The organism is Nostoc sp. CMAA1605 (assembly GCF_021596505.1).
Taxonomy (GTDB): Bacteria; Cyanobacteriota; Cyanobacteriia; order Cyanobacteriales; family Nostocaceae; genus Trichormus.
The window spans coordinates 32,619-50,898 of sequence record NZ_PJIZ01000042.1 but is presented as its reverse complement, the minus strand read 5'-3'; the positions used below and the strand labels follow the sequence as shown (position 1 = coordinate 50,898).

At 41.8% G+C, this 18,280-nt stretch carries 17 protein-coding genes; 13 read left to right on the top strand and 4 right to left on the bottom strand.

The annotated features are described in order from the left end of the window. Positions 1 to 750, top strand: a 750-nt coding sequence (locus tag CV014_RS15705) for a 7-carboxy-7-deazaguanine synthase QueE (RefSeq protein ID WP_236142886.1), incomplete at its 5' end; no start/stop codon positions are given. A gap of 333 nt (positions 751 to 1,083) precedes the next feature. On the opposite strand, the gene CV014_RS15700 is transcribed toward CV014_RS15705, so the two are convergent. Together CV014_RS15700 and CV014_RS15695 are read right to left on the bottom strand one after the other, a co-directional pair. Continuing rightward, positions 1,084 to 1,404, bottom strand: a complete 321-nt coding sequence (locus CV014_RS15700; protein ID WP_236142885.1) for a hypothetical protein — start codon at positions 1,402 to 1,404, stop codon at positions 1,084 to 1,086. Between the two features lie 120 nt (positions 1,405 to 1,524). Continuing rightward, the gene (locus CV014_RS15695; RefSeq protein ID WP_236142884.1) at positions 1,525 to 1,749 is read right to left on the bottom strand and encodes a hypothetical protein; all 225 of its coding nucleotides are present in this window, start codon (positions 1,747 to 1,749) and stop codon (positions 1,525 to 1,527) included. A 53-nt stretch (positions 1,750 to 1,802) separates the two neighbouring features. Here CV014_RS15695 and CV014_RS15690 point away from each other — a divergent pair, with 53 nt between their 5' ends. Beyond that, complete coding sequence (locus CV014_RS15690) at positions 1,803 to 3,107, top strand: RNA-guided endonuclease InsQ/TnpB family protein (RefSeq protein ID WP_236142883.1); 1,305 nt, start codon at positions 1,803 to 1,805, stop codon at positions 3,105 to 3,107. 210 nt (positions 3,108 to 3,317) lie between these two features. After that, positions 3,318 to 4,796, top strand: a complete 1,479-nt coding sequence (locus CV014_RS15685) for an esterase-like activity of phytase family protein (RefSeq protein WP_236142882.1) — start codon at positions 3,318 to 3,320, stop codon at positions 4,794 to 4,796. A gap of 65 nt (positions 4,797 to 4,861) precedes the next feature. On the opposite strand, the gene CV014_RS15680 is transcribed toward CV014_RS15685, so the two are convergent. After that, entirely contained in the window at positions 4,862 to 5,506 is a 645-nt protein-coding gene (locus CV014_RS15680; protein WP_236142881.1) for a DUF3318 domain-containing protein, read from the bottom strand. Positions 5,507 to 5,583: 77 nt separating this feature from the next. Beyond that, positions 5,584 to 6,141 carry a YbjN domain-containing protein gene (locus CV014_RS15675; protein WP_236142888.1) on the bottom strand — a complete coding sequence of 186 codons (558 nt, stop codon included), beginning with the start codon at positions 6,139 to 6,141 and terminating at the stop codon, positions 5,584 to 5,586. A 651-nt stretch (positions 6,142 to 6,792) separates the two neighbouring features. On the opposite strand from CV014_RS15675, the gene CV014_RS15670 reads away from it, so the two are divergent. The 10 genes from CV014_RS15670 to CV014_RS15625 all read left to right on the top strand — a co-directional run bounded on the left by CV014_RS15670 (position 6,793) and on the right by CV014_RS15625 (position 18,263). Then, positions 6,793 to 7,842: an amino acid ABC transporter substrate-binding protein gene (locus CV014_RS15670; RefSeq protein WP_236142880.1), complete on the top strand. Its 1,050-nt coding sequence runs from the start codon at positions 6,793 to 6,795 to the stop codon at positions 7,840 to 7,842. 175 nt (positions 7,843 to 8,017) lie between these two features. Then, a complete protein-coding gene (locus CV014_RS15665; protein WP_236142879.1) occupies positions 8,018 to 8,944 on the top strand; it encodes an amino acid ABC transporter permease in 927 nt (308 codons plus the stop codon). 59 nt (positions 8,945 to 9,003) lie between these two features. Beyond that, positions 9,004 to 10,020, top strand: a complete 1,017-nt coding sequence (locus CV014_RS15660) for an amino acid ABC transporter permease (protein ID WP_236142878.1) — start codon at positions 9,004 to 9,006, stop codon at positions 10,018 to 10,020. Between the two features lie 111 nt (positions 10,021 to 10,131). Beyond that, complete coding sequence (locus tag CV014_RS15655) at positions 10,132 to 10,872, top strand: amino acid ABC transporter ATP-binding protein (protein WP_103140431.1); 741 nt, start codon at positions 10,132 to 10,134, stop codon at positions 10,870 to 10,872. 1,172 nt (positions 10,873 to 12,044) lie between these two features. Beyond that, a complete protein-coding gene (locus CV014_RS15650; protein ID WP_236142877.1) occupies positions 12,045 to 13,316 on the top strand; it encodes a glycosyltransferase family 4 protein in 1,272 nt (423 codons plus the stop codon). A 564-nt stretch (positions 13,317 to 13,880) separates the two neighbouring features. Then, positions 13,881 to 14,339 carry a ribosome silencing factor gene (gene rsfS / locus CV014_RS15645; protein WP_236142876.1) on the top strand — a complete coding sequence of 153 codons (459 nt, stop codon included), beginning with the start codon at positions 13,881 to 13,883 and terminating at the stop codon, positions 14,337 to 14,339. After that, positions 14,336 to 14,836: a CGLD27 family protein gene (locus CV014_RS15640; RefSeq protein ID WP_236142875.1), complete on the top strand. Its 501-nt coding sequence runs from the start codon at positions 14,336 to 14,338 to the stop codon at positions 14,834 to 14,836. The genes rsfS and CV014_RS15640 overlap by 4 nt, the downstream gene beginning before the upstream one ends. 91 nt (positions 14,837 to 14,927) lie before the next feature. Then, the gene (locus CV014_RS15635; RefSeq protein ID WP_236142874.1) at positions 14,928 to 15,881 is read left to right on the top strand and encodes an asparaginase; all 954 of its coding nucleotides are present in this window, start codon (positions 14,928 to 14,930) and stop codon (positions 15,879 to 15,881) included. A gap of 451 nt (positions 15,882 to 16,332) precedes the next feature. Continuing rightward, positions 16,333 to 16,716 carry a group I intron-associated PD-(D/E)XK endonuclease gene (locus tag CV014_RS15630; protein ID WP_236142873.1) on the top strand — a complete coding sequence of 128 codons (384 nt, stop codon included), beginning with the start codon at positions 16,333 to 16,335 and terminating at the stop codon, positions 16,714 to 16,716. A gap of 104 nt (positions 16,717 to 16,820) precedes the next feature. Continuing rightward, complete coding sequence (locus CV014_RS15625; RefSeq protein WP_236142872.1) at positions 16,821 to 18,263, top strand: YcjF family protein; 1,443 nt, start codon at positions 16,821 to 16,823, stop codon at positions 18,261 to 18,263. The last annotated feature ends 17 nt before the right edge of the window (positions 18,264 to 18,280 follow it).

Genomic DNA, 18,280 nt, shown 5'->3' with positions numbered 1-18,280 from the left:
GTCTTTTCTGCTATTCAAGGAGAAGGACTGAATGTCGGGACACGTCAAATTTTTATTCGTTTTGCTTTTTGTGACTTACGTTGCCACTTTTGCGATAGTGTCCATACTTGGAATGCTCCTGCTGACTGTAGGATCGAGCGAACGCCCGGATTCCGAGATTTTGAAATTCACTCCAACCCTGTCGCAATCGCAGTCTTATTAGAATGGATTGCACGGCAGAATTTACCTTGTTTACACGATAGCATTAGCTTAACAGGAGGAGAACCACTTCTTCATGCAGCTTTCTTAAAGGAATTTCTGCCCCAAGTGCGATCGCTCATGAGTTTGCCTATATACTTGGAAACCGGCGGACATCGCCCAGAACAGTTGGCCATGATATTACCATATCTAGATTCTGTAGGTATGGATTTAAAACTTCCCAGTGTCAGTGGTGAATCCTACTGGTCAGAACATATGAAGTTTCTACAAATTTGTTATCCAAATTTAGAAACCTTCATTAAAATAATTATTTCCCAACACACAGATACTCATGAATTAGAGCAGGCTGCTTTGCTAGTAGCAGATGTTAGCCCTGAAATTCCTGTATTTTTACAACCTGTTACGCCTTTAATTGCATCTGATTCATCCAATCAAACCCCTATCCTTGCTCCCACACCAGCACAGGTTTTAGCTTGGCAAACTTTGATGAAAAAGATTTTAAAACAGGTGCGTGTTATTCCTCAGACTCACAAAATGTTAAATCAACTTTGAAGGAGGTAGGAGGTAAGGGAGGAAGACTATTGAGGAATCAAAGCTCAACCTCTACCCCCTAGACCCCTACACTCCTTCTCAAACCAATGGCAGAAAAAGACGCACTTTACGAGTCGTGATGCGTAAAGCCCCCAAGTACAAAGCACAAAACTTTTTTGGTTTTGTGCTTTGTACGTCTTTTAAGTGGGGGATATAAGTTTCGACTACGCTCAACTGCCGCGAATGACCCTTTGGGTTCGGCAGTTGCTTTCCGACGCAAGGCGACACGCCACTCCCCTCAAGTCGGGAAACCCGCCCACGGGGGTGGCTCAGGAACGCACTACCTCACTGAATTTATTCGGTCGTGGCGTGTTCTTCGGGAAGTGCAGCAGAAATGGCGTTGATAGCCGCTTCCCGCTTCTCGACTTCATCTAAATATTTCTGCGCCCATTTCTCGCCCAAATGTTTTTTGAGGCAGAGATATTCATTGACTGGCGCATAGTAAAGATGGATTAGTGCTTCATAACATGAAGTAGGAGAGGTGTACACATCCCAGGTTTGCAAGGTGAATGTGTCCGCCTCTTCTCTACACCCACCTTTGACGTAGGCGAAGTATTTACCCGACTGGTTGTCAAAGTTTTTTTGCAGAGTGTTTAAATATTCGTCCAGTGACATATCGGCTACGCCACCACCAGAAAGGCGGACATGAGGAGCATCTGGCAACGGTTCAGCTATTATATAAAGCCTTGGTGGATCTCCTTTCCATGAGTCCCTGACAATAGGATTCATCATCGCTTATCCCCAAAACTTGAATTTGCAGTTCCAGGTATTGTCCTGGGATGTTTCTTCTACATCCGAAGAAACGGCATCATATTGAGACGCTACGTCTTTGCATTCTTTTCGTGCTGATTCTAAGTTTTCAGATTCAATAATCTCGCTACCCTCTTGCAGTGTAGCCTCATCATCTGGTAAATACTCGCCCAATTCGTTATCACTAGGCTTGCTAAAAAACCAACCCATATTTAATTCCCCAAAATATGTTATGCTGATATTGTAGCGTAAGAGGTTATCGATTGCTAGTATACGAGTTCAAGTTAAAGGGCAAACAGCAGCAGTTCACTCTGATTGATGAAGCAATCAGAACTGCTTTGTTTGTCCGTAATTCTTGCATTCGATACTGGATGGATAACCCAAAAGTCGGCAAGTACGATTTAAGCGCATACTGTAAAGAACTAGCTGCTAACTTTGAGTGGGCAAACAAGCTTAACTCAATGGCAAGGCAGGCATCAGCAGATAGGGCTTGGGCTGCAATTTCTCGGTTTTATAGTAATTGCAAGAAAAAAGTTCCAGGCAAGACTTGTACTGAGCCTGTCCTGAGCGTAGCCGTTCGCGCAGCGTCTCCGATAGGAGAAGGGCGCAGTCGAAGTAAAGGCTTCCCAAATTTCAAAAAACGTGGTCATTCTGTGGAGTACAAAACCACAGGATGGAAGTTGTCAGATGATAGAAAACATCTCACTCTGACTGACGGATTTGAGATAGGAAGACTAAAATTAGTAGGAACTTATGACCTGCATTTTTATCAGATAAAGGATATTAAACGTGTCCGATTGGTAAAACGTGCAGATGGTTACTACGCTCAATTTTGCATTGCAGTTGACCGAACAATCAAGGTAGAGCCAAGCAAAAAAGTTATTGGTCTAGATGTTGGTTTAAACTACTTCTACACTGATTCCAATGGAGATAAAGTAGAAAACCCTAGATTTTTGAGGAAATCCGAGAAAGCATTAAAACGCCTACAAAAACGGGTTTCTAAAAAGTTTAAGAAAGGTAAACCCCAATCCAATAACTACAAAAAAGCTAGAAATAAACTAGCAAGAAAGCACTTGAAAGTTAGTAGACAGCGTAAAGACTTTGCTGTGAAGTTAGCAAGGTGCGTAATCCAGTCTAACGACGTGGTTGTCTATGAAGACTTGCAGGTGCGGAACATGGTGAGCCAGCGCGTTGGGCGGGTTTCCCGACTTGAAGCGACTGGCGAACCTGTAAGGGTTAAAAACCACAAACTAGCCAAAAGTATTAGTGATGCGTCCTGGTATCAGTTCCGGTGTTGGCTTGAATATTTTGGCAAGGTATACGGCAAAATAACCATTGCTGTACCACCTCACTGGACAAGCCAAAACTGTTCTAATTGTGGAGAAACTGTTGTCAAAACCTTGTCAACCAGAACCCATGAATGCCCTCACTGCGGAACTGTTTTAGACCGAGATGAAAATGCAGCACTGAATATTTTGGCTAAAGGATTAAGTACGACGGGACACGTCGGAACTAACGCTTGGGAAGAGAACGACCTCTGGAAAGGATCTGGTAACAGGTTCAGATAAGTTGGCTCGGTGAACCAAGAATCCCCGAAATTCTATTTCGGGGAGTGTCAATGCACCATACCTCATTATTAAAGTTTTGATGAAGATGTATTCCTATCCTTCGGCATTCTATGAAAAGTCTATGTCTCAATAACTACCTTAATTCCTTGTTAATCTTTTGTTAATCAGGAAGTCCAAAGCTAGGGAAATTGGACATTTAGGAAAATTCAGATGATTTCCGCAAGGCATTGGATTTCTGGTTTAAGCATTTCACTGATGACAGCCTTAGTTAGTATTACAGGAGATCCAACCCCTGCTAGTGCTGTTTCTTTGGTCAATAGCCTCACAATACCGGGTGATAGCGTAGATTTGGTGTCACCCGGTGCTAACAGTGCCAACGTTAACCGTTTGGCTGGGTTTATCTCTGATCTCTACTATGACCGCTACAACAATGTTTACTATGGTCTGCCAGATCGGGGGCCTGGTGGCGGTGTCATCTCTTACAACACAAGAGTCCAAAAGTTTTCTCTAGATGTTGATCCCAACAATGGAGCAATCAGTAATTTTCAGCTATTAGACACGATTTTGTTCACCAAAAACGGTGAAAACTTCAATGGCTTAAATCCTCGTTTACTTAATGGTAATGCTTCGGTTCTGGGTTTAAGTTTTGATCCAGAGGGATTTGCTGTTGCTCCTAATGGGAATTTCTACGTCTCTGATGAATATGGCCCCTCCGTTTATGAATTTAGCCCCAATGGAACTTTTATTCGGGCTTTCAATAGTCCAAGTAACATTATTGCTAGACAGAGTGATAACACACTGAACTATGTAGATGGTCGTCCAACTATTACCACTGGTCGCCAAGATAACAGAGGTTTTGAAGGTTTAACACTTTCCCCAGATGGAAAGAAACTCTATGCTATCCTCCAAGATCCTTTAGTCAATGAAGGTTCACCTGATGGGCGGCGCAGTAATAATGTGCGAATAGTAGAATTTGATACAGCAACTGGCAACAGTACAGCACAATATATCTATCAGCTAGAAAGCCTCGCCGAAATTAATGACCGTATTCCTGGTACAGCTAATGATTTCGGGGCAAATTCCCAAGGACGGAATATAGGTGTGAGCGCGATAATTGCGTTGAATGATGATGAATTTCTCATCTTAGAGCGAGATAATCGCGGAGTGGGTGTAGAAGATCCTGCGGGAGTAAATCCTGTTGCCAGTAAACGAGTGTACAAAATCAGCTTGTCAGGAGCTACAGATGTAAGCGGTATTAGCCTAGCAGGAAGCAATGATTTACCTGCTGGTGTAGTGCCTGTCAGTAAGTCTAACTCACCGTTTATTGATGTGGCGGAGCTTTTAAAAGTTGCGGGATTAGTCGTCCCAGAAAAATTTGAAGGTGTAACAATCGGGCCTAAACTCAATGATGGATCTTATGCTGTCATTTTAGGCACAGATAACGACTATAGCGTCACTCAGACTGGTAGTGGAACACAGTTTGATGTTTGTACAGATGGTACACAAATTCCTATTGACGGCACTTGTCCTCCAGGAACAAGTTTAATTCCTACTTATCTTTACGCCTTTAAAGCTAGTAGTGAAGAGTTAGCAGGGTTTGTACCACCTACGAAAGTTCCCGAACCAACGATGGGTTTGGGACTCTTGTTATTTGGCTGGAGTGCCTTTTGGCTAAAGCGGCAATCTTAAGCTTTTGAAAAATCAATAATTAAATCATGGGGTGGGTATTTCCCACCCTAATTAATTTTTGCAGATTAAATTCCGCCGTCTTCTGTGCTTCTAGATTTAGACTTCGCTTTATTAGCACTGCGCTTGAGAGCAGATAGCCTAGCTTCATAGCGGGAACGTTGGCGTTTACTTGGAGTATTATCGATCAGGGTTTTTAAGGCACTACCTAGACTCTTGTAAGCATTAGGGAGACTATAACCGAAACGAGTTGCTAGTGCGATCGCTTTTTCGTCTGCATCAAGCAATTCTCGCATTTGCTTCTCGCCATTATTCTTTTGATATAGCCGCCAGCCTGACACACCACATAGTGCCAAAGCTAACACTAGCAATAATCCATCCTGTACCCACAACTCGCCGACAGCACCACCTAAACCGATGGCTAAAGCTGCCATTTCCCAACCATCTTTGGGAATTGTGTCATTTTGAATACGGGCTACTTCATGCCAGAACAGCAGATTGCGCTGATCCATTGCCAGAGTATCCCATTTCACCAAGTCAATTTGAATCTCTACTTGGTCTTTACCTATTTCTTCGCTGCGGATCAGGGGTGGATTGACCTCAGTTGTGCCTTCAACCGTGACCCAACTCTGCAATTCTGGCGGTAGTAAGCCTTTTAACCGCCGGAGTTCACTCATTTCCGCTTTGGCAGAGGAGGTTGCATAGGATGTCATAAAATCCAGCCCTAGAAAATTTTAGTATATAGTGAGGGTATCACTTTGGAGTATAGCTATTTAAGTGGTGTTTCGTCTCACTCTGTAGGAAAACTTCCTCTTCGTTTTCTAGCTTCAATTGCCTTTGCCAGTAAATCCAGCAATCCTGGTGCTTCTTCTTGGATACTCAGCAAAATTCGTTCCCCAAGTTCTATATTTCCCGGATCGTTACCTGTGGCCATCACCTCATGCAAACGGGGGATAGCTATATTGTCAACAATTTGAATTAATCCACTCAAACATCGATGAAATTGTCTTTCCGTTAGCAGTGCGTCTTCTAGGGGGAATTCAATAATGGCACGAATTTCACCATCTGAGGGGTCATATTCCCACTGGAGCATTTTTGTTTCCCAAGAAATAGCCAACATCGTCTGTAAGATAGTTGCCTTGTAGGGATGGTTCTCCACTCCTGGAAGAACATGAGGCGCGAATAGGCGAAAAAATTTGCCCTCTTCATCTAGTTGGACAACTATTAAAAAATCTTCTAAATTATCAGCTTCTACACCTGTGATAATCCTGTCCTCTTCCTCATCAAGACGGTAGTCCCAGCCTAGTTTGTCTAAGTAATTGGCAATTTGCTTGAGGTTAGCTCCCATAAAACCCTCTTTAAGTAACGGTGGAGCAGCTGTCACGAAGACTAGTTTAACCCCTTAGTGGCGATCGCTTAGATTGAATTAGTTGAAAAAAACATCCCTATTTTCATTACAAAGTCTAGATTCTCTGACTTTGCCACCCAAAAATATGGAATCCTACTATTAATCCCATAAATCAGATATGTTAATCAAATCTTTCTCCTTGAGCAGTGACATCATCACAACTCAAAATTCCAATCGCTTTTCTACAAGACTCTAGCAACAATCTCTTCACTCAAAATGCCGCATCAAGAAATTTCCCAACCATGACTAGGTTTATCTTTTATTTAATTACGAATTATCAAATATTTACCTTTTGCTTTTTAGATAAACATTACAGTCAAAAATCAAAAACTCACAGATTTTCATAAGAAGATTATTTAACCACCATAATTAACAACAGCAAGTATTTTCTATAGTTTATCAAAGCTGTAAATATGAGAATTGATTTTCTATAAATAGAAAATCAACAAATCAAGAAAATCATCAATATTTCGGCTGTGCAGAAAAGTGCAACAATAGGGGCTAAAAAAGCTTTATATTACAGGAGTAAATCTGATTTCATACAAATATTGTATTTACAAACACATCTTTAGCAACAATCAGCTTTGAAGTATGAGGAAATTAACTTTAATTCTAGGGACATCCTTAATATTTGCGACTACAGCCTGTGGTGGTAACACAGCACAAACCACAAATCCCAGTAACACATCAGCAGATCGCTGGGATACTGTCAAAAACCGTGGACAGGTAATTTGTGGTGTCAGTGGTGAAGTACCAGGATTTAGTTTTGTTGGCACAGACGGCAAATATAGCGGGATAGATGTAGATATTTGTCGTGCTGTAGCGGCGGCTTTGTTTGATAATCCAGATGCCGTAGAATACCGTAACCTCAGTGCCAAAGAAAGATTTACGGCTTTACAAACAGGGGAAGTAGACATTCTCAGCCGGAACACAACCTGGACATTAAGCCGCGCTACCTCAGTAGGTTTAGAGTTTGCACCCGTGGTTTTTTATGATGGACAAGCCATTATGGTGCGTAAAAATAGCAACATTAAGTCTCTAGCAGACTTGAAAGATAAGGCTATTTGCGTACAAACAGGTACAACTACCGAGCAGAATTTAGCCGACCAGATGCGAAAACGCGGTATTACCTACAAACCCGTAGTTTTTGAAGATGTTAACGTCACCTTTGCTACCTATTCCCAAGGACGTTGTGAAGCCGTCACCGCCGATCGCTCTGCTTTAGTTTCTCGACGTACAACCCTCCCCAAACCTGAAGATAACGTCATTTTAGATGAAGTCATCTCCTCCGAACCTCTAGCACCAGCAGTAGCCAAAGGCAATACAAAATGGCGTGATACCCTAACTTGGGTAGTTTATGCCCTGATCAAAGCAGAAGAATTGGGCATTAACTCCCAGAATGTCGGACAATTAGCCACCAGTAACGATCCAGATGTCAAGCGTTTATTGGGAACTGAAGGCAATTTAGGCGAAGGACTAGGTTTAACTAACGACTTTGCGGCGAAAGCCATCAAACACGTCGGGAACTATGGCGAAATTTACGATCGCAACCTCGGCCCCAAAACCAAACTCAACCTCCCTCGCGGACAAAATCAGCAGTGGACAAAAGGCGGAATTTTGTATTCGCCACCGTTTCGGTAGAGGGATTGGGGATTGGGGACTGGGGATTGGGGATTGGGGACTGGGGAGAAGTAATGAGTAATGAGTAATGAGTAATGAGTAATGAGTAATGAGTAATCAATTCAAAATGAAAGCTTCTGTTCCCTGTTCCCTGTTCCCTGTTCCCTGTTCCCTGTTCCCTAATGACTAATGACTAATGACCAACACTAAACCCCCTTTTTGGCGAGATGATCGCTTTTGGCGAATTGCTGGACAAGTGATTGCTGTAGTTTTAGCACTCGCTATTGTGGCGATACTGTGGATAAATCTCAATCGCAACTTACAGCAATTAGGCATTCAATTTGGTTTCGGCTTTTTAAACCAACAAGCATCCTTTGATATTGGCGAAACACCAATTGCTTATCAACCAACTGATTCCTATAGTCGCGCCTTATGGGTGGGACTGATTAACTCATTGCGAATAGCAGTGTTAGGTATTGTTTTCACCACGATTATCGGTGTCATGGCTGGAATTGGTAGACTGTCCGACAATTGGCTAGTCAAGAACATCACGCTGGTTTATGTCGAAGTTTTCCGCAATACACCCCTACTGTTGCAATTGTTGTTTTGGTACTTTGCTGTTTTCTTAAGTTTTCCCAAGATAGACAATCAAATCAGCCTGTGGGGATTTTTAAGTCTCAGTCAAAATGGCATAGCAACACCTTGGTTTAACCTCTCTCCAGAGTTTGCGGCTTTACTTTTAGGATTGACATTCTATACAGGTGCATTCATTGCAGAAATCGTTCGCGGTGGGATTAGTTCAGTTTCTAAAGGACAATGGGAAGCAGCGCGATCGCTAGGGTTTAATCCTAGTATTATTATGCGTTTAATTATTCTGCCCCAAGCGTTGCGCGTCATTATTCCCCCACTGACTAGTCAATATCTCAATCTCACCAAAAATTCCAGTTTAGCGATCGCGATCGGCTATCCTGACATCTATTTTGTGGCTTCCACTACCTTTAATCAAACAGGTAAAGTCGTAGAAGTCATGTTAATCCTCACCCTCACCTACCTCACCCTCAGCTTAACCATCTCTCTAATCATGAATCTATTTAATCGCAGAGTCCAAATTAGAGAAAGGTAATTAAGAACCATTGACTAATGACTAATGACTAATGACTGTTGACTATTGACTAATAACTAATGACTAAACAACTAACTTGGCTACGTAAAAACCTTTTTAGCAACTGGTACAACAGTTTATTAACTGTGATTTGCTCGTTGTTCTTGCTTTGGGTAGCACGAGGAATTATCATTTGGGCTACAACTCAAGCACAATGGGCAGTAATTCAAGTCAACTTCCATTTATTTTTAGTTGGTAGATATCCTCAAAGTCAATACTGGCGAATTTGGTTTGTATTAGCCATCATTACGACTTTAAGCACAATCACAGCCGGGACATTCTTGGGTAAGCAAAAGTTCACCATTGCTAAACTTATCGCACCTTGGCTTTCCTTAATATGGTTGTTATCTTTCCCTGTGATTTTATGGTTAATTGGTGGTGGATTGGGTTTATCGTCCGTATCCAGCAATTTGTGGAATGGTTTGTTACTGACCTTACTAATGGCCGCAGTTAGTATTGTGTTGTCCTTTCCTGTAGGGGTTTTACTAGCTTTAGGAAGAACTAGCAATTTGCCTGTAGTGCGTTGGTTTTGTATTCTTTATATTGAAATTGTGCGCGGAGTTCCCCTAATTGGGATTTTATTTCTCGCCCAATTCATGTTACCCCTGTTTTTTGCTGCCGATGTACGTTTAGACAAAGTAGTAAGAGCGATCGCAGGTTTAGTATTGTTCAGTGCTGCTTATATGGCAGAAAATATCCGTGGTGGACTACAGGCTATTTCTCGCGGACAAATAGAAGCAGCCAAAGCATTAGGATTAAACACACCTCTAACAGTAATATTTATCGTTTTACCGCAAGCTTTAAGAGCAGTAATTCCCGCCATTGTCGGGCAATTTATCGGCTTATTTAAAGATACTTCCCTAGTATCCCTTGTGGGCTTAGTAGAACTTACAGGAATGGCCCGTTCTATATTGGCACAGCCTCAATTTATCGGTCGTTACGCAGAAGTATATTTATTTATCGGTTTAATTTACTGGCTATTCTGTTACTCTATGTCTCTAGCTTCCCGAAGATTAGAGAAAAAGTTGAGTCATTAGTCATTAGTCATTAGGGAATAGGGAACAGTTTTTCTCATCTCCTACCTTGTTTCCCCAGTCCCCAATCCCCAGTCCCCAATCCCCAATCCCCTATTTTTCCGGTAAACACTCATGAGCGAACAAATACCCATCATTATTGCTGAAGATGTTCATAAATGGTATGGCAAATTTCATGTCCTCCAAGGTGTGAGTTTAACAGTCTACCGTGGAGAAGTAGTAGTTTTAATGGGGCCTTCTGGTTCAGGAAAATCAACTTTTATTCGCACATTTAATGCCTTAGAAGAATACCAAAAAGGCAAAATTAACATTGATGGTATAACTCTCAGTCATGACTTGCGAAACATAGACGCAATTCGGCGAGAAGTGGGGATGGTGTTTCAACAGTTTAATTTATTTCCCCATTTGACAGTGCTGCAAAATATCACTCTAGCTCCTATTTGGGTACGTCGTTGGCAGAAAGCCAAGGCGGAAGAATTGGCTATGCAACTATTAGAACGAGTAGGAATTTTAGCTCAAGCTAATAAATATCCAGGACAGCTATCTGGAGGACAACAACAACGGGTGGCGATCGCCCGTGCTTTAGCTATGCAGCCTAAAATTATGCTATTCGACGAACCTACATCTGCACTAGACCCAGAAATGGTTAGAGAAGTGTTAGATGTCATGCGGCAGCTTGCCTCTGAAGGTATGACAATGGTAGTAGTTACCCATGAAGTGGGATTTGCCCGTGAAGTGGCTGACCGTGTAGTTTTAATGGATGGTGGAAATTTAGTCGAATCAGCCACACCAGATCAATTTTTCACCCAACCCCAAGAAGAACGAACTCGCAAATTTCTCTCACAAATCCTCTAAAAATCCGCATTTATACACACTAAAGCTCTAACTCCCTTGCTTACCTATCTAAGCGATGGGATATTTTTTTTGCGTTGGAAGTATCTCTTTGTGCCGAAAATTTCCGAAAGTTTAGTGATTTTCAATGAAGTTAGTTAAATACCATTACCAGTAATCACTGAAATTTTCAACTTTATGTATTTTCTGTCAATCTGTCTCAGGAGTGGATTCACTCCGAAACATTATCTGTAACTTTTTCGTCTACATAGTGTTGCTATTTTCACACCTAGCACTATATGATTCCCAGAAATCTCTGATGAGATGCTCCCCCTTGATCACTATCAGAATTTTGTCCCTAATATGACTCAAGTCACTATGCAAACACTCAAGCGTATCGTAGTATTCTCACCAAATGTCAGAAATCAACTCAAATCATTGTCTCTGTTTAAATATTTCAGGTTTTGATGATAATTATTTTCTTAAAACCAGAAAATAATCATCATCAAAATATCTACAAATTAATAGCTCAACCTTATCGCATTGAAGTTTTAAAGCTGGTTGCAAGTCGTCAAAGTTCTTGATTATCAAGGCATCGCGTCATCATTAATATGTGGAGAACTAGATTTATGTCCTGAAAATTTTGGGCGTAAGATAGCCAATATGAGGGATATTTAAGTTAAATGTTGCTTTCTGTGTTAGGATACTGGACTAATGAATTGAGTAAAAATTAAAAAATTAAGCCGATCTAAATTAGGTAATTATTGACATCCCTATTATTACTGAAATTCATCCTCATGGGATATAGACTTTCTTTAGTTGATAAGCACTGTATTTCTAATTAAATAAAAACGATTACACTTGCTTAAACACTAGCTTTTACTTACACTTTACAAATATGTACTGATTGTTAGTAGAAAGTTTAATTAATCCTCACAGAATTTATGCTTAGATTTAGATATAGCAAATATCAGTGATTTTCCCAGCAATGAAACTACATTAGTCCATAACATACCTAAGAAAGTCACTATAATATTTACTTAATCTTTAATTAGAAAACACTGACAAATCGGCTGTCTAAAGTCAAAATTAGATTATGTTCAAGTCTTAAAAGATGCTTTTACAAAAGAGCAATATTCAATTAAGACAAAATTTTTAATGTTCCAAAATCGCCAGGGAATTCTGACTAATTTGTTATGCGGATTTTAATCTACTCTTACAATTACTATCCAGAACCGATTGGGATTGCCCCACTGATGACGGAATTAGCAGAGGGACTGGTAAAAAGAGGACACCAAGTGCGGGTAGTCACAGCCATGCCAAACTACCCTGAAAGGCAAATTTACGAAGGATATCGGGGTAAATGGTATGTTAATGAATACAAAAATGGTGTCCAGATTCAACGTAGTTTTGTTTGGATTCGTCCACAACCCAAACTGATAGATCGAGTTTTACTTGATGCGAGTTTCGTTGCTACCAGTTTTTGGCCTGCCCTTTTCGGCTGGCGGCCGGATGTGATTTTATCCACATCACCCTCATTACCAGTTTGTGTACCTGCGTCCTTGTTAGGATGGTTGCGTGCTTGTCCTGTAGTTTTGAATTTACAGGATATTTTACCGGAAGCAGCCATTCATGTTGGTTTACTCAAAAATAAATGGTTAATTAAAGTCTTTTCCCTATTGGAGAAGTTCGCTTATAAAAGTGCTACTAAAGTTAGCGTTATTGCCGATGGGTTTGTAGACAATTTACTCTCTAAGGGTGTGCCAGAACAAAAAATTGATCAAATCCCCAATTGGGTAGATGTCAATTTTATTCGTCCCTTACCAAAGGAAAACAACCCTTTTCGGACTGCACATAACCTCAATGACAAATTTGTAGTCTTATATTCTGGTAACATTGCTTTGACACAAGGCTTAGAAACTGTTATTAAAGCGGCGGCGATGTTACGTCATATTCCAGAAATTGCCTTTGTGATTGTTGGGGAAGCTAAAGGCTTGCAGAGACTACAACAATATTGCTTAGACTGTGGTGCAGATAACGTTTTGTTACTACCGTTTCAACCCCGTGAGCATCTGCCACAAATGTTAGCAGCAGCAGATATTGGTTTAGTCGTGCAGAAGAAGAATGTGATTTCCTTCAATATGCCATCAAAAATTCAAGTTTTACTGGCTAGTGGTCGAGCCATCATTGCTTCCGTACCTCAAAGCGGCACGGCGGCTAAAGCCATCAGACAAAGTGGAGGCGGTGTAGTTGTTTCTCCTGAAGATCCTGAAGCTTTAGCTAAGGCAACTTTAGAGCTATATCAACATCCAGAAAAAGCTAAAACTTTAGGCTACAACAGCCGGAAATATGCTGTAGAGCAGTACGCTTTTGAGCAAGCTTTAAACCAGTATGAAAATCTATTTTATGCTGTGACTGCGGATGCTGAAAAAGTTGGCTCAGAAGTAGTCTCCAAGCAAGAAGTCTAGTTTCTTTCCATGCTTAAACCTCCACTCAGTTAGTCAAACAACATAAAACACAAATTCAGGACATTGGGTTATAAATTCTAGATTCCCCAAGTCCTGTTTTGTCATTTGTGAAAATCTTGACTAGGTACTAGAATTTCTACTCAGCACAGGCTAAACACCGCCCTACCGCTAACAGCACGCTGCTCAACGCCCCGCTTCCGCTAACACAACTCAGCACTCAGCACTCACAACTCACCACTCTCAAACTAGTTATGCTATATACTGTTTAGTAGAGTCCAGCAGCAGCGATCGCCATGCAATATTAAGTTGATGAGTCTGTTAACCGCACCAAAAAACACCTGACTCCAGATATTATTTACCAACTATGCCAGCGATTAGTGATGTAAACGCTACAGTCACTAACACTGTGATTGGCTCTCATGAGTATTGCAATATATTAGGCAGTCCCATAAACATCGGTTTTTTTGTTAGTATTCAAAAAAACCAACACGCACTTATCGCTTAGTTGGAGCTTGTCAGTAATTCTCAAAAACATCACAAAAGGGATAAAACACCTGAGGTTGAATGTCTGATTATTTCCAAGGAAATTTACCATTACAATCCGTCTCTGTCACCAAAAGCGCGCTCAGAACTTCAGAGGGTGAAAATGATGCAAGTCGCAATTTGGCTCTCATAATTGCCGAAGCCGCATCGGATCGCAAAGCTGGGGACATCATAGTTTTGAAGGTAGCAGATGTCTCGTACCTAGCAGATTATTTTGTCATGACAACTGGCTATTCTAGAGTACAAGTCAGGGCGATCGCACAATCAATTGAAGATCAAGTAGAAACTGAGTTGCAACGCCGTCCTTTACGGACAGAAGGCAAAGCGGAAGGTAGCTGGGTATTACAAGACTACGGCGACGTAATTGTACATATTATGATGCCAAAGGAAAGGGAATTTTATAATTTAGAAGCATTCTGGATTCATGCAGAACGCATTTCCCTTCCCAACTCTCAAGAAGGTGGTGGTAGTCCAATATGATGAATTCCTCACTGGTAAATTGCCCAGTACCCACAGAACAACAGCCGCTTAATGAGTATGAAGAGCTAAAAACTGCTTGGCTATTTCGTGACTGCACCTTACATTGGCCGCAGTATATCCAAAAATTAGCGTGGATTTGGGCTTTATCGTGGCTAGTTACAGGGCCAGTCGCCGCAGCTAGTTTTCCACCAAACAAACAACTAGCGCATTTCCTCCTCTGTGGTGCAGCTGGGGCCAGTATCGGGGTAGTTTTAGGATTAGTGCATTTGTATCTAGGCTGGTTATATGTACGCGATCGCCTCTACAGTACAAATGTGTTTTATGAAGAATCAGGCTGGTATGATGGCCAAACTTGGCTCAAACCAGAAGAAGTGTTAAATCGCGATCGCTTGATTGTCACCTACGAAATTAAACCCATCCTCCAACGGTTAAAATTTACCCTTGCTGCCTTGGCGGGAATGTTTGTTACTGGTACTATAGTTTGGCATTTGTTTTAAACAAGTCAAAAGTCCATAGTCAAAAGTCAATGGCTATTGACTATGGACTTTTGACCAATGACTCATAAATAAAAAGTGATAGATGTAACCCATGACAATGGGAAAACGAACTCAAGCGGCAGCACTGGAAGTCCGGTTGTTGCGAGAAGGTATTATTGAATCGAGGCATATAGTCCAGGCGGTTGTATGCGACGAACGGGGGCGGGTGCTAACTGTTGCAGGTAACGCGGAAACCGCTACATTTGTCCGTTCAGCACTCAAGCCATTCCAAGCATTGGCTGTCACCACAACAGGCACACTGGAACGTTATGATCTAAGCGATCGCGACTTAGCAATTATCACCAGTTCTCATAAAGGACGTATTGAACAAGTCCGACAGGTGTTTAATATCCTGTGGCGAGCTGACTTAGACCCCTCAGTCCTCCAGTGTCCCATTCCCCAGAGCAAGCGCAGTCCTCTGGAATACAACTGCTCTGGTAAGCACGCGGGGATGTTAGCTGTGTGTCAGCAGCGTCACTGGCCGTTGAATAATTATTTAGACCGTAAACACCCTGTACAGCAATTAATTGTCGGTAAGATAGCAGAATTACTGCGAATGCCTGCTGAAGAATTCATCAGCGCGCATGATGACTGCGGCGCACCTACATATCTCATGCAATTGGGTCAAATCGCCTCTTTATATGCGCTATTAGCCGCTAGTAATAACTTAGATATGGAGCGTATTGTCCGCGCCATGACTCATCACCCCGCAATGGTAGCTGGTGATGGGGAATTTGACACGGAATTAATGCGCCTCACTCCAGGGGAACTAGTCAGCAAATCTGGCGCGGAAGGAGTCCAGTGTATTGGGAGGCTGGGTGAAGGCATGGGTTTGGCGATTAAAGTCATGGATGGTTCTAAACGCGCTAAATATGCCGTCGCCATTCACCTACTGCAACAAATGGGCTGGATTACTCCTAGTGTCGCCGAAAGCTTGGCAGAAAAGTTCATGAACCCAGGTAAATACACGCGTTTAGAGGTTGTCGGAGAATTATCGTTTTTATAGTTGCCAAACTTGAAATTTCGGGTTATACTTGAAAAGTCAAGAACGAGAGCGACGCGGGATAGAGCAGCCTGGTAGCTCGTCGGGCTCAACTAGCAAAACTAATTACGCGCTTATTAGTTTGTTTTGCAGTGGGCGGTACATGAAGAAACTCATGTGCGATTACCTGTCAAATTCGGGGAAGCCACTAGCGCGGTAATCCCGAACCAAGCTCTGGAAACAGAGAAGGTGTAGAGACTGGAAGGCAGGCACCCTAACGGTAACGCCGAGGGTGAAGGGACAGTCCAGACCACAAACCAGTTGATCTGGGCAACGAAAGTTGTAGATGGTAAGCATAACCCGAAGGTCAGTGGTTCAAATCCACTTCCCGCCACCAAATTAAAAATAAAACCCTGTAGTCTTCAAAGATTGCAGGGTTTTGTTTTATGCTGATATAAGTTATTTCGGCTGACCAATGGACACAAAGCTGAGGGGAGACATAGCAGAACAAGCTGCTGTGCTTCATGCTTTAAAGCGTGGCTGGGGTGTTTTAAAACCAATTGGCGATCGCCTGCCATACGATTTAGTATTTGATATAGAGGGAACTTTAGTTAAAATCCAAGTCAAGTATGCTTGGTTGCATGAGCCATCTGGGAATTATGTTGTAGACAATCGCCGCACTAAAACAAATCGCCGACTCATGCTCAGAGCAACATATCAACCATCAGACTTTGATTTTGCCCTAGCGTACATAGAACCACTTGATATTTTCTATGTCTTTCCGGTAGATGTGTTTATCGGCTATGGTAGCGAAATACACCTTGTCGAAACCGACAAACGCCAGCGTAAACCCCGTTAGGCAAAATATCGTGAGGCTTGGGAGTTAATCTTACCTTTACAATTCGGTGCAGCAGGGTTTTGATTTATTGTTGAATTGGAATATTCCACAAAGTTCGGAGAGTCATGGTTGTGAAGTTACAGCGACCAATTTTAATAGGAGGATTAGGATTATCCTTTTCCTTGTGGATGGTGCAGAGTTGGCATCATTCAATTATGCAGGTAGGTGAGCTAAGTTTAGTCAGTCTCTTAGCTGTAGGTGGTGGTTTGTGGCTGTGGAAGCGTAACTTCCCCCATGACCATGCAGAACAACCGAGTGGTATCATTACTGATCGGGAAACAGCAGTGAATGCGATCGCTAAAACTGAAGTAGTCATCAATCAGTTAGCGCAAGAAGCGATAAATCATCCTGCTTTAGAGACACTAAAAACACAGCTAGCTGCATTACCTGTAGAGTTAGACAGACAAGATTTGAGATTAGCTGTGACTGGCGGTAAATCCGTTGGTAAAAGTACCTTAATTCAGGTGCTAGAGTCTAGTAATTGGCGAGAAACACAGCAAAAAGTCAGTTTACAGGAAACAGCATCTTTATTTAGAGAGATAGAATCCTCTGATGCTGCTATTCTCACAGAAACAGCAAAATCAGACTTAGTTTTGTTCTTAACTAATGGTGATTTGACTGATTCGGAATTTCAAGCCTTAAAACAATTAACAGCAACGAATCAGCCACAAGTCTTAGTTTTCAACAAACAAGACCAATATTTGCCAGATGAACGTGCTAGTATTTTGCAGTCATTAAAACAACGTCAGCAAGATCATGTAGTTGCTGTTTCAGCTTCCCCTGTAGCTGTGAAAGTGCGGAAACATCAAGCTGATGGAACTGTACAAGAGTGGATGGAACAGCCAGCAGCAGATATTCAGCAATTGACGCAGCAGTTAAACGAGATTTTAGTACAGCAAAGTCAACAATTGGTGTGGACAACTACCACTAGACAGGCTCTGCTGTTAAAAGCTGAGGCGAAAAATTATTTGAATGGGGTAAGATGCGATCGCGCTACCCCAATTATTGAACAATATCAGTGGATAGCTGCGGCTGCTGCTTTTGCTAACCCAGTTCCAGCACTAGATATTTTAGCCACGGCGGCGATTAATGCTCAAATGGTAATGGATTTGGGTAATATCTATCAGCAGAAATTTTCCCTAGAACAAGCGCAAACTGTAGCGGGAACAATGGGAAGTTTAATGCTGAAATTAGGTTTAGTGGAACTTTCTACTAAAGCTATTAGCACAGTTCTTAAAAGTAATGCTGTTACCTTTGTCGCTGGTGGTTTGGTGCAAGGTGTGAGTGCTGCTTATCTGACTAGAGTTGCTGGCTTGAGTCTCATTGCATATTTTGAACAACAAGAAATTGCTTTAGATTCTGGTAATAATTTGAATTTAGATAAATTGCGTCAAACCTTACAAAATGTCTTCCAACAAAATCAGCAGTTAGCTTTTCTGCAAGGTTTTGTCAAGCAAGGAATGAAGCGTTTATTGCCAGAAGCACAGCAGGTTGAAGTTGCGAGATAATTTCACGCAAAGGCGCA